We start from the raw sequence: 12,725 nt of genomic DNA, 5'->3' as shown, positions 1-12,725 counted from the left end.
TCATCCCCTTTTATTTTTCCTTGCGTTTCCTGGCTATTACTTCAGCTTTTCCCATTTTAATATACTGCATCAAAGGTCTTTTAGCTGGACAGATAAAAGAACAGGAACCACACTCGATACAGTTAAGGATCTGATATTTCTCTAGCTCCTCAAACATCTCATGTTCAGTGTAATTTGCCAGATTAACAGGCATTAAAAACTGTGGACAGACATCAACACAGCGAGCACACTTAATACAGGGAGCAGGTTCAAAATCTGCTACCTCATCCTCTGGCAAAACCAGTACACCTGAAGTACCCTTTACAGCAGGCAGATCTATTACTGTCTGAGCAAAACCAGTCATCGGTCCCCCCAGAATAACCTTACCAGGTTTACCAACAAAACCACCTGCTTCAGCTATTAATTCACTAACAAGTGTTCCTATCCGATAAATAAGATTTATCGGTTCTTTAATACCTCTGCCAGTAACTGTTACAGAACGCTCAACAAGAGGCATACCCTCTTTAATAGCATCTCTTACAGCCACAGCAGTACTTATGTTGTTAACCACCACACCCACATCAAGGGGCAATCCTCCTGCCGGGACTTCCCGGTCAAGGATGGCTTTAATTAACATCTTTTCACCACCCTGTGGATATTTGGTCGCCAGTACCTTAACCTCTAATCCTTCCTCACTAAGAACTGCTTGCTGCATAACTTCAATTGCTTCAGGCTTGTTTTCTTCAATACCGATGATCCCATTTTTAGCACCAGTAGCTTTCATAAGTGCTTGAAGACCAAATACTATATCACCCGGTCTCTCAATCATCATCCGATGATCAACAGTAAGATACGGCTCACATTCAGCCCCATTTAAAATAATATACTCTACTTCTTTACCATCAGGCACCGCCAGCTTTACATGGGTTGGGAACATAGCCCCTCCCATTCCTACAATCCCGGCCTCACGAACAATATCCTTTATATCCGCAGGGTCTAGTTCTGCCAGCTCTCCCCTTGGTTTTATACCTTCAGCCAGCAGATCTTCTTCATCGGCTTCAATGACAATTGCATCTGCTTTTTTCCCAACAGGTGTCATTACTTTCTTAATCTCCTTAATTACTCCTGACACAGATGCATGAACCGGGGCAGAAACAAAACTATCACTATCACCTATCTTCTGACCCAGGTCAACGTGGTCACCTTTCTTTACAAGAGGTTTACACGGAGCACCAATATGCTGCTGAAGAGGTATCGTTACAATTTCCGGTCGCTTTGCTTTTTTAAAGGGTTTATCCTTACTCAACTGCTTATTATACTCTGGATGAATCCCTTGTTTAAATGTTAATACACCCACTAATCAATTCACCCCTTTGCTTTTACTAAAAATACAAATTTTTCTAGCAACCTTCTGCACTCTAAAATGCTAAACATATTATAACGCATCCGTGGGACAAAAACAACCCGAAAAAAAATTCCCACTATTCAGTGGGTAATAAAGGCATCATAGCCGAGTTTTTTGATTTCTTCTTTAGTTTTTTCTGCTTTCTCTCTATCTGTAGTAGCCCCCAGCTGTACCTTAAATGGTTCCCCTTCAGTTATAACAGCTTGAAAACCCTTACTGGCCAGCTCTTCTTTTAATACTACCGCATTGTTGTAAGAACTAAAGGCCCCTACCTGAACAACAAAGACATCACCACTTAATTGTTGATTAATACTGATAGTTTCTTGATCATTCTTATCTTCCGAAATATACCTTGTTGATGATTCGAGGTCACTATCATTATCATCCTCAACAATAATTTCTTCTTCCACCACTTTATTTTCAGTAAGCTGTGAACTATCATCAGGGGAAGTACCAACAACCAGTTGAATAATCCAGTTCCCCAGTAGATATCCGACAAAAAGGGCAAATAAAGCTAACACAATGACAACAGTTGTAAGAGAAAGACTGTTTCTCCTCTCCATTAACCAATCACTCCCTTCTTCACTACTATTACTATTATGATTATTTGTCTTATTTTATTCCAGTAAGACATCTAACTATTGTTTGATAATAAATATTTCTTAGCTGCCCCAACAGTATATAATGAACCTGTTATACAGAGAAAATCCCCCTCTGATATCTTTAACAGGGCCTGCTTGATAGCAGTCCTAATATCAGGATAAAGCAGATTTGGAATCCCCAGTTCATCAGCAATAGATTTAATCTTGTCTGGGGGGAGTGCCCTTTCATTTCCATTATCAGTAATTATTAATTCAACACTATCAAGCAGCTTAAAAAGCCTAATCATCGCAAATATATCTTTATCCTTTAGAATAGAAAGAACGACTATCTTTTTCCCTAACTCCCCTGTATTACTAAGTAAAAACTCTATAAGACTACTTAAACTTTCTGGATTATGTGCCCCATCAAGCATTACCTGCGGCTTTTTTGAAAACAGCTCTAAACGCCCAGGAATAAAAGCAGTTTTTAAGCCAGCTACCAGGTCCTGTTTATCCACCTTAAATTCAGGAGTATTTTCTGCTACAACAGCTACCGCCAGCACAGCATTTCTAAGCTGGTGTTTCCCGGGCAGTTTTATAAAATAATCCCCCTCTAATTCTTTAAACTTCTCTCTATTTTTTCCCTCTTCAAGTCCAGCTGCTTTAAGTCCCAGGCCCCTGTATTTTAAGGAAAAGACCTGACCTTCAAGTCCACTTTCTTTAAGAATGAAAGTGAATAAATTATCAATAGACTTTAAAGTAGCCTTATTATTAAAAGATAACTCTCTTATTACTTCAAGGGCATCTTTATTGTTTACAGCAGTAAGAACTGGGCAGTTACTCTTAATTATACCGGCCTTTTCCCTGGCAATTTCTATGATAGAATCACCCAGAATAGCTGTGTGTTCCAGACTAATGCTAGTAATAACACTTAAAAGAGGTTTTTTGATTACATTAGTAGCATCAAGTCTGCCGCCCAGACCTACTTCAAGCATCACAAGATCAACACCCTTACGATAAAAATAAAGAAAGGCAATTACCGTAACAATCTCAAAGTAAGAAGGGCAACCATAGGGTGTAGTAGAAAGCCACTTCACAGCTGCCTTTATCTCAGCAACTATCTCGGCAAGTTCAGTAGTAGTAATAAACTCTTTATTAACCCTGATCCTTTCATTGAATTCCAAAAGATGTGGCGAGGTATAAGCACCCACTTTATAGCCAGCAGAATAGTAAATAGACTCCAGAAAGGCAATTGTTGAACCCTTCCCATTACTCCCGGCAACATGTATAATTTTAAGCTTAGATTCCGGGTGACCAAAATAAGCTAACAACTGCTCTATTCTCTCTAAACCAGGTTTATAACCATCCTTGCTGCCAAATTTAGCAAAAGAATTAATGTATCTATAGGGATTATCCTGTGAATTTCTCTTATCCAAACTATATATCCCCCTGTCATTCTTTAATTTTTATACTTGAAAATGATTGTACTATTTTATAAAATAGAACAAAGTGACTATATTGAAAGAAAGGATTTTAAATATGAACATACTTGAGCTATCACTTCTCTCTCTCTGTACTGCCCAGACCCTAAAGATTTTTACAAAATACCCTTTTGACATTACCCGCATCCTGGGGTCAGGTGGTATGCCCAGTTCACATTCATCTTTTGTCTCAACACTAGCAACCTTAATCGGTTTAAAATATGGATTTACATCTGACCTATTTGCTGTAGTAAGCGTCTTTTCCTTAATAATCATCTATGATGCTGGTGGTGTTAGACGGGCTGTTGGCGAACAGGCCAATCTCCTAAACCACCTCTTAAAACACCTTGACCCTTTACAGCTAAAACACGGTTTTGATAAAGAGTTAATCAAAAAAGACCTTAAGGAATTAGTAGGTCATACCCCTTTTGAAGTACTAGCTGGTAGTCTCTTGGGGGTAAGCATCGCTCTCCTTTATCACAGTCTATAAACATTTATTTAACCCTTATAACCAAGCCTTTTACCAAAACTAAGTTCAATTTTATCTCCTTCAGCAACCTGTTCTTCCAGGCCGGCTTCTTTCCCATTAATTGTTAAGCTATAGTTTTCATTAAAAGGAGTAATTTTATAACTAATAAAGTCAAACACCTTATTAATAGTAAGTGGGGAAAGGCTATATTTTATTTCATCCCCATCTTTTATACAGTATTCTTTATCAACTATTTTTTTATTGCAATATATCTTATTACTGGTGGGTATTTCTAAGCGACTGCCATTAAACTCTATCCTAATAGAATCCTTAAGCTCACCATTTAATAGCTTATTTATTGTCAAGTCTTCATTACTACTCTCGATTATCTCAAGCCTCTTACATTCCTCTACAGGTAGATCAAGATCAAGTGGGAGACCATCAGAAAGCACTAGTATCCCTTCAGCAGGATAATAATAATCCCTTCCATTAACTTTATAGCTAATATATTCATTTCTTAATAAAGTTGGGTCTTTTTTATAAAATGAAGCTACTACATCCCTGACTGTTTCAAGCTGATAATATTTAATTTCTGCACCATCCTCAAGTACTGCATCCTCAGTAACTTGCAGACCATTCTGGTAAATAAGTGCATCCAGATTAACTCTTTCTCCATTGATAAAAATTTGAACAGAGCTAAGCTCAGGCAAGACATCACTAATTACTCCCCGGGCATCATGCCCCTCTTCACCAGGTTCAAAGACAATCTTATCCCTGGAGGAAATAATCCTTTCCAGGTCCTCAACCTCACTGCCATTTAGTAAAACCTTGCCAGGAGTACCCAGTGAACCCTTGATTGTCTTTAACTCACCATTGACAGTACATGTTAAACCCATACCTGGAATACCCCGCAGTTTCCGAAAATCAATTTCAGCAGCCAGCAGGGCATCAGCCACAGTAGGCCGATCAAGGGTCAAAAGTTGATAATTTACCCCATTAACCTCAATATTAAGAAATGACGTTTTTCTCTTATCTTTATGTGAAGAAATAGCAATACCAATAGGTGTATTGACCTGAGATTTACTAACAGCATCTACTGAGCCGGCTATATTTTTTATATCACTATAGTCCTTAACCCCTACTCGTTCTGCTGGTAATCCAAGCACACTGGCTATCTCCTCCAGGAGACCAGGAGTCAAACTCCCACCACCTACACACATAACTGCCTGAGGCTCCTTTTTATTCTGCATCAGGATTGACTCAGCTATCTGTGAAGCAAGGCTCTGAACTACAGGCCTGATAGATTCTACAGCTTCCTCAGCAGGAATAGTAATCTCCTGACTCAAAATATTCCTGACAGTCATCTCCCCTCCCTGAATCAAAGAACGTTTAAGTTTCTCACCTGTATTATAATCAAGGAGGTAGTGTTCAGCCAGAGACTCTGTAATCTCATCTCCAGCTACTGGTACCATGGCATAGGCTATCATGGAACCCCCCTTAGTTATTGCTATATCTGAGGTTCCTGCCCCTATATCAACCAGGGCCAGATTGAAGTTATACATGTCTTTTGGTATCACAACACTGGACACAGCAATAGGCTCCAGTGTTAAATAATCAACCTCCAGGTCAGCCTCACTGACCACAGTTAAGAGTGAATCAACAACAATCCTCGGTAGAAAAGTAGCTATAATCTTCGCTTCAATCTTATGGCCCCGTTGACCCTCTAAACTCCCTATATTCATACCATCAAGAATGTATTCCCTGACACTATAAGCAACAAAATGATAATCCCGGGCAAGATCCCCGGCATTACCTGAGGAAGCTAGTTGTGTCTGCGCTTTTTGAACAGCACTAAACTCCAGGGCCTGAACATCTTCAGCTGTAATAATTTTCTTGCCATCAAACTCAACAATATTATCATAATCTACTGTCCTGAGTGCCCTACCAGCAGCTGCAATCGCCACTCTTTCTAAGATAATACCCAGTCTCTCTTCTAATCTTTCTTTAACTAACTTTACCTGTCTAGCAACCTGATTAACATTATGTATCTGACCATCAAGCATAGCCCTTTCCTCATGCTCCACTACCTCTGAATCAATAATCCTGTAAAGATCATCTCTATATTCAATAACTAGTCCAATTACAGTTCTGGTCCCTATATCAAGTGTAAAAACAATATCTTTTCCCTGTTTCACCATAGACCCCTCCTGTAAAAAAAAGCTGTTATTACATTATTCGACTTTGGTATAAAATATCCTTCCCTAGATCACTTAAAAAAAGGAAGATTAAAAAAACACTACTTTTTGTCCAAAAAAGTAGTGTTTTTAGTTCTATTCATATTCATTTATGAATATATTTATAGTAAGACAAGATCTGTTTAAAGGAGGTGATAGACATAAAATGCAAACAACAAAGGGGGGATAAGATATGTTTAAAGAACCTCAAACACCAACTGATAAAGTCCTCACCGGTATGCTAATAATCTGTGTCTTTATACTCACTCTAACTGATAAAGATATCGAGGCCTTTATATTGGGAGTCTCTATAGGCCTCAGGGTGATCTTTAAATAGATCACCTCTTTTTTTACACGCTAATAAATACATATGTAATTAATAAGAAAAAAATGCTTATTATTTAATTTTTTTAAATATCAAAAATAAGATATTAAAAACCCCCTTATTGCTTATGTTATATAAACCATTAAGGGGGTTAATATTTAATTTGTGCAGATAATTTTTATTTAAGTTTTTTTAAAACATCTTCAGCAATCTTTTCAGCCTTAAACCCAAATTCATCTGCTACTTCCTGACCTGGACCGCTTTCACCATAGGTTTCCATAGAAACCACATGATAATTCTCTCCCAATAGGCGGAACCAGCCACTGCTAACACCAGCTTCAAGTACAACCCTAAAGGCATCCCTATTGCCAAGAACTTTATCAATATAGTCTTTACCCTGACTAATAAATTCCTTGCGGTCAGGAACAGAGACTACACGTACAGCTTTACCCTTTTCATTAATAAGCTCAGCAGTATCACAAGCTAAAGATACCTCACTACCACTTGCCATTAATACCACATCTAAACTATTACCCTCTTCCTTTTTAACTACATAAGCACCTCTAGAAATAGCAGCAAATCCATCAGCTTTATCAAGATGAGGCAGTCCCTGTCTGGTTAAAATGAGTGCTGTTGGCCCATCTTTCCTTTCCATAGCAGTAAGCCAGGCAGACTTGGTCTCTTCCTCATCAGCCGGACGAATTACCTTCAAATTAGGAATAACACGTAGTGATTCTACATGTTCTATCGGTTGATGAGTAGGACCGTCTTCCCCCACAAATATCGAATCATGTGTAAAGACATAGATTACAGGTTGTTTCATTAAAGCAGCTAGTCTAATGGCAGGTTTCATATAATCAGAAAAAACCAGAAATGTTGAACAGAAAGGACGCAGCCCCTTATGGAGTGAAATACCATTGACTATCGCACCCATGCCATGTTCCCTGACACCAAAACGGAAATTACGTCCAGCAAAATTGTCACGCTGAACCTCATCATATTTATCAAGATATGTCTTATTAGAAGGAGCCAGGTCAGCTGAACCACCAACAAGGTAGTCAACTTGATCAGCTATCTCACATAAAACACTACCCGATGAGCTCCTGGAGGCTACTGGTGCCTCTATTTTCATATCCATAACTACATCTTTAAGCTCTGCCGGGAGTTCCCGTTTAATACCCCTATCCCACTGTTTCTTAAGTTCAGGGTTTTCCTCTGCCCAGCTCTCAAAGGTCTTTTCCCATTCCTGCCTTAGTTTCTTTAAATTAGTTTTATGTTCTTCAAAATAATCCCTTACTTCCTGACTGACATAGAATTTCTTATCAACAGGCAGGCCAATTTTTTCTTTAAGACCCCTGATTTCTTCTTCACCAAGTGGGGCACCATGTGCTGCTGCAGTACCCTCTTTAGTTGGGGCGCCAAAGGCTATCTTTGTCCTGGCAATAATTAAACTTGGTTTATCACTTATCTCCTTGCTTTCTCTAACCGCTTCACGTAGTGCTGAAATATCATGACCATCAACCCCATCAATAACATGCCAGCCGTAAGCTTTAAACCTTGCTCCGACATCCTCAGTAAAGGTTATATCTGTATTACCACCAATCGAGATATCATTATCATCATAAAAGGCAATTAATTTACCCAGCCCCAGGTGGCCGGCCAGAGAAGCTGCTTCTGAAACGACCCCTTCCATCATTCCACCATCACCAAGCAGGGTATATGTATAATGATCAACTATCTCATATTTTGCTGTATTAAACCTGGCCGCTAACATCCTCTCTGCTAGAGCCATTCCTACAGCATTAGCAAAACCCTGTCCCAATGGTCCAGTTGTTGTCTCTACCCCGGGGGTATAACCATATTCCGGGTGTCCAGGGGTTTTAGAATGTAACTGCCTGAATTCCTTCAAGTCATCAAGACTAAGACCAAAACCTGCCAGGTGTAAAACAGAATACATCAACATTGAACCATGACCTGCCGAAAGAACAAATCTATCCCTATCAGGCCATTCAGGATCAGAAGAATCATATTTTAATTCTTCCCCATAAAGCAGGGCACCTATCTCTGCACAACCTATCGGTAGACCGGGATGGCCTGAATTAGCTTCTTCAACACCATCGGCAGACAATCCCCTTATCGTTTTTGCAACATCTCCTAACACATTAATACCTCCTCTAAATAATTGACTATCATATTTCTCCACCAATATTTTATATCTTTCTAAATCATTTGTCCAGTAAGGCTAGCATTTTAAATCATTTTAAAAAAGTAAGAGTTACAGATTCTCTCAATTTAAGCTAACTTTATAATTACTAATTTTTCCTTCTAATTTATTAATCATTGCAGACCCCTAAAGAGGGATTTAACACTTTTAATACTGCTACCCGCCATTTATCATAATCAATGACAGGACTATAACCTTCATCAGTATATTCTTTTATCTCTAACAGATTACTATTAATCCCCATATAAAATCATCCTCTCGTATTATTAATAGCTATCCCAGTTTAACAATAATTATATTTTCATCTGCTTCCAATATCTGTAAATCTCCTTTATCAATTACTACATAACTACCCATCTCATGTGGAGTAATCTCTCTTCCATTCATAGTAACTTTTTTTATTTCATATTCTCCACAGTCCAACTTATCAGTATTAATATATTCGACCTTTAGTTTATTACCAGCAAAATTAATATTAATACTAGCTTTACCATCTTGATCAAATTGTTCTTTTTGTAGTTTAGGTTCAATTTTTAAGCTTCCTAAAAAACCCTTTATCCCGAATACCTCTGTAACCATTGTTAAAAGCAGCCAGCTGGCAGAACCGGTTAGATAGGTATACATTCCCCTACCGCGGGAATTAATATATTCGGGAATACCAGGATAAATCCTGCTTTTTTCAAAATCTAGACAGTGTTGATAAATTGTATTCCATACTTTATAGCCCTCTTTAACGAAATCACGTTGATAAAGAGCCTTAGCATACATTACAGACATATGGCTAAACATAGCACCATTTTCTTTGTGTCCATAGGCAAATTCAAAACAACGACCAAGTTGAAGTTCCTTATCTTTAAACTCTGTATTAAGCCTATAACCCCCTACTTTCTTATCAAACAAATACTTATCAGCAGCTAACGTTATTTTTTCAATCTGTTTTTCAGTAGCAATATCAAACATAGTAGAAAACACTTGACCGGTTAAAGTCATTCTTGTTTCTACTGGTCCAACACCATCTACTCTCTGACCATTGTTATCATAATAACCATTAAACCATTCATAGCCATTTTTATCACCTATCCATTCTTCTTTTCTGAAATGTTCTACCACCCATTCTGCCTTACATTTTATATCTTTTATAAGTTCATTAATAGGTATACTAAGCATATTACCTGATATATTATGTTTACAGCTATTAAAATACTTTGCTAGAGTCTTATTTTTTTCTTCGACATTACTATAATTTAGACTATCATTAAGAGAATCCAATAGAACATTTATCTCTTCTAATAATTCTACTTCAGTAATGCCTTCCTGATCTCTTAATTTCTCTAGCAATCTAACTATTTCAAGTAGATTACCAGCATAAAAAGCTGTAAATGCTACACTCTCTCCTTTTTCTGATGCCATATCAAGACCATCATTCCAATCAGCATCTTCTAGTCTGAGATTATTATTTTCACCAACATTAAAAAATGCAGTTAAATTCTCTAATAATATGTGTTCAAGAATACTCCCCTGATAAATTTTGCCCTCTTTTGATTTTAACTTATTACCTATATCTATATTCCAGTATTCATCTCTCTCTCTAGCAAAAGATATTATCCCATCTTTAAAATAAGTTTGTTTTTCTAATAAAAACCTCAAGTTACCTGTCATATTAATATAAAGGCTGGTAGTCTGTAAAGGCCAGACCCCATGATCTATCCATAACCTGCTAATATTATTACGGTCAGCAATAAATTCACCAGGCGCATTACCGATAATAGTGGCATTACTACCATCAATTCTAACACCAGCAAAATTATTATATAGAAGGTCATGGACATTTTCATCATCCATTAATAATAAAGCAAGACAATCCTGCCAGAGATCTCGCCACCCCCTACCTCCTCGACCATAATCATGATATGGTAAAAATGAACAGCCATAAATTCTACGTAAGATAGGTTGCAAGGTAACCCATTTCATCCAGTTATCAAAATTATGGTCTCCAGTATAAAAAGTTAATTGATTTAATTTTGACTGCCAGTATTCCTTGTTCTCAGCTAATTTTTTATCAAAACTCTTTTCTGAACAATATTTTTCAATATATTTATCCATCTTATTCCCAGTTTGATCAATGGCCATAACAATAATATAAGAAATAAAATTTCCAGGTTCTAATTCTTCTTCTTTAAATCTAAGAGCTCCCATACTTTCATAGCCATCATATTCAAACCCTGACTTAACATAATCTGAATTGCCTTCGACAATAGTACGGGGCCAATCCAGAGTACCCCCTTCCCCTATGAAATCCTGTAAAACAGGGCAAAACCCTATGGGATTTGAATTATCAGGTCCACTGCCCAAAACAGCATAGGAAGTATAATTTCTCTTGTGACCTCTCTCATCAAAGGACAAAGTAGGTTTTACTATAACCCCATAATTATTGGTTTTAATATGATTTAAAAGTGAAGTTACATGACGATGATCTCTTAGATTATCCGCAGAACGTCCAAAAACAGGAATAGCCGCTGTTGCAGTTAATTCGATTTTTTCTTTACCTGTATTGATAATAGATACTTTCATTAACTCAAGTTGATCATCGTCTACTGGTACAAAATTTGTTATTTCTGCCCTTATATTAATTTGACGATTCTCTCGTATTACTTTATGCCATAAAAACCCGGCCTCTAATTCTACAGTTTCATCACTTTTTTTACTATATTTAGAAGATATTTGCCGGGCTGAATTACCAGTTGCTGACCAGGGCCCATATCCTTTTATATTAAACCAGAAGTTCCGATTTGAACGATTATTATGTAAATCTTCGGCGGAAACAGGCTGGAGTAAGAAACTATTCTGCCCGGTTTTAATATCTCCATTCAAAGAAGGAGTTACTGCAGACATCATTCCACTCTCATTGGCTAATGGAAAATATAAACAACTTATTTCATCTGCTTGTTTTAAATTAAATGTTCCATTATTATCAGTAAACATCCAAGTCATTTGTTACATCCTTTCTTATATTAAATTTGTCATATATTTATACAATTCATTCTAATTCCGTGATTTTAATACTGCCCTATTATAAGTTAAGGGAATATCCCTATACAATAGGGAAACTCCCTTAGTAAGAACAAATACTCTGCTTTATTCTACTAACCCTTAGTAGCACCTGCTGTCAATCCAGAGATAAATCTTTTTGAAGCCAGGATAAAGACTATAACAATAGGCAATACTCCCAAGGCTGTCCCCATCATTGTTGCCCCCCAAGGAGTCTCAAAATTACCATTTAGTTTTGATAAAGCAACTGATATGGTATATTTACTTTTTTCCTGAAGTACCAATAAAGGCCCCATAAAATTGTTCCAGGCTCCCAGATAAGTAAGAATACTTAATGTAGCAAGTCCAGGTTTACTTAAAGGTAAAGCAATTTTATAATATATTTTAAACTCTCCAGCACCATCAATTCGAGCTGCATCAATTATTTCATTGGGAATATCTTCCATAAACTGCCTCATTAAAAATATTCCAAAGGCATTGGCAGCACCAGGGATAATAAGCGGCTTAAAGCTATTTATCCAGCCAAAATATCTCATCATGATAAACCAGGGAATAATTGATAACAAACTAGGAATCATCATACTTGCCAACATTAGAAAAAATAGTTTTTCCTTCCCCTTAAAGTTATATTTAGCAAAACCATATCCCCCTAAAGAACAGAAAAATAAAACCAGCAGGGTCGCCAGGGAAGACACAATAATAGAATTAAATATATTCTGGAAGAAAGGTAATTTTTCTAATAAAATCTGGAGATTATCCCAGGATGAGCCACCAAACCAGAGTGGAGGTGGAAAATTAAAGATTTCTTCCCTACTCCGGGTAGCTAGCACTAACATGTAGTAAAATGGAAAAAAAGTAATTCCAACTCCAAAACTTAAAAATAAGTAAAGTATTGTTTTATTAAACTTCTCCATCCAACTTCTTTTGTTCTTTTCTGTATCAACAATAACTGTTTTCAAATTTGTTTTTGACTTCATAC

General features: G+C 37.1%; 10 protein-coding genes. 2 read left to right on the top strand and 8 right to left on the bottom strand.

Features of this window, described 5'->3' with window-relative positions:
- Positions 1 to 10 precede the first annotated feature (10 nt).
- From rsxC to D7D81_RS06620, 3 genes are all read right to left on the bottom strand, one after another.
- Positions 11 to 1,336 (bottom strand): electron transport complex subunit RsxC, encoded by a 1,326-nt coding sequence (gene rsxC, locus D7D81_RS06630; protein ID WP_125988469.1) that lies wholly within the window; start codon positions 1,334 to 1,336, stop codon positions 11 to 13.
- A 128-nt stretch (positions 1,337 to 1,464) separates the two neighbouring features.
- On the bottom strand, positions 1,465 to 1,947 hold the full coding sequence (locus D7D81_RS06625) for an SPOR domain-containing protein (protein WP_125988467.1): 483 nt from the start codon (positions 1,945 to 1,947) through the stop codon (positions 1,465 to 1,467).
- A 71-nt stretch (positions 1,948 to 2,018) separates the two neighbouring features.
- The gene (locus D7D81_RS06620; protein WP_164522137.1) at positions 2,019 to 3,401 is read right to left on the bottom strand and encodes a bifunctional folylpolyglutamate synthase/dihydrofolate synthase; all 1,383 of its coding nucleotides are present in this window, start codon (positions 3,399 to 3,401) and stop codon (positions 2,019 to 2,021) included.
- Positions 3,402 to 3,504: 103 nt separating this feature from the next.
- On the opposite strand from D7D81_RS06620, the gene D7D81_RS06615 reads away from it, so the two are divergent.
- Positions 3,505 to 3,936, top strand: a complete 432-nt coding sequence (locus tag D7D81_RS06615; RefSeq protein ID WP_125988463.1) for a divergent PAP2 family protein — start codon at positions 3,505 to 3,507, stop codon at positions 3,934 to 3,936.
- Positions 3,937 to 3,944: 8 nt separating this feature from the next.
- On the opposite strand, the gene D7D81_RS06610 is transcribed toward D7D81_RS06615, so the two are convergent.
- Positions 3,945 to 6,113 (bottom strand): cell division protein FtsA, encoded by a 2,169-nt coding sequence (locus D7D81_RS06610; RefSeq protein ID WP_125988461.1) that lies wholly within the window; start codon positions 6,111 to 6,113, stop codon positions 3,945 to 3,947.
- Between the two features lie 229 nt (positions 6,114 to 6,342).
- Between D7D81_RS06610 and D7D81_RS19430 the strand changes: the two genes are divergently transcribed.
- The gene (locus D7D81_RS19430; protein WP_164522136.1) at positions 6,343 to 6,486 is read left to right on the top strand and encodes a hypothetical protein; all 144 of its coding nucleotides are present in this window, start codon (positions 6,343 to 6,345) and stop codon (positions 6,484 to 6,486) included.
- Between the two features lie 166 nt (positions 6,487 to 6,652).
- On the opposite strand, the gene tkt is transcribed toward D7D81_RS19430, so the two are convergent.
- From tkt to D7D81_RS06595, 4 genes are all read right to left on the bottom strand, one after another.
- Positions 6,653 to 8,635, bottom strand: a complete 1,983-nt coding sequence (tkt, locus tag D7D81_RS06605; RefSeq protein ID WP_125988459.1) for a transketolase — start codon at positions 8,633 to 8,635, stop codon at positions 6,653 to 6,655.
- A gap of 172 nt (positions 8,636 to 8,807) precedes the next feature.
- Positions 8,808 to 8,942 carry a hypothetical protein gene (locus D7D81_RS20060; protein WP_269059902.1) on the bottom strand — a complete coding sequence of 45 codons (135 nt, stop codon included), beginning with the start codon at positions 8,940 to 8,942 and terminating at the stop codon, positions 8,808 to 8,810.
- A 29-nt stretch (positions 8,943 to 8,971) separates the two neighbouring features.
- Positions 8,972 to 11,689: a GH36-type glycosyl hydrolase domain-containing protein gene (locus D7D81_RS06600; protein ID WP_125988457.1), complete on the bottom strand. Its 2,718-nt coding sequence runs from the start codon at positions 11,687 to 11,689 to the stop codon at positions 8,972 to 8,974.
- A 152-nt stretch (positions 11,690 to 11,841) separates the two neighbouring features.
- Positions 11,842 to 12,723 carry a carbohydrate ABC transporter permease gene (locus tag D7D81_RS06595; protein ID WP_125988455.1) on the bottom strand — a complete coding sequence of 294 codons (882 nt, stop codon included), beginning with the start codon at positions 12,721 to 12,723 and terminating at the stop codon, positions 11,842 to 11,844.
- Positions 12,724 to 12,725: the final 2 nt, after the last annotated feature.

It is taken from the genome of Halocella sp. SP3-1, from assembly GCF_003953885.1.
Taxonomy (GTDB): Bacteria; Bacillota; Halanaerobiia; order Halanaerobiales; family DTU029; genus Iocasia; species Iocasia fonsfrigidae.
Note: the sequence above shows the minus strand (reverse complement) of the source record. Positions and strands in the feature narration are given on the sequence as shown.

Excerpts from the sequence above, each read along its gene's own strand:
- D7D81_RS06625 (WP_125988467.1), bottom strand. The coding sequence starts at position 1,947 with ATGGAGAGGAGAAACAGTCTTTCTCTTACAACTGTTGTCATTGTGTTA.
- D7D81_RS06615 (WP_125988463.1), top strand. The coding sequence starts at position 3,505 with ATGAACATACTTGAGCTATCACTTCTCTCTCTCTGTACTGCCCAGACC.
- D7D81_RS06610 (WP_125988461.1), bottom strand. The coding sequence starts at position 6,113 with ATGGTGAAACAGGGAAAAGATATTGTTTTTACACTTGATATAGGGACC.
- D7D81_RS19430 (WP_164522136.1), top strand. The coding sequence starts at position 6,343 with ATGTTTAAAGAACCTCAAACACCAACTGATAAAGTCCTCACCGGTATG.
- D7D81_RS20060 (WP_269059902.1), bottom strand. The coding sequence starts at position 8,942 with ATGGGGATTAATAGTAATCTGTTAGAGATAAAAGAATATACTGATGAA.
- D7D81_RS06600 (WP_125988457.1), bottom strand. The coding sequence starts at position 11,689 with ATGACTTGGATGTTTACTGATAATAATGGAACATTTAATTTAAAACAA.
- D7D81_RS06595 (WP_125988455.1), bottom strand. The coding sequence starts at position 12,723 with ATGAAGTCAAAAACAAATTTGAAAACAGTTATTGTTGATACAGAAAAG.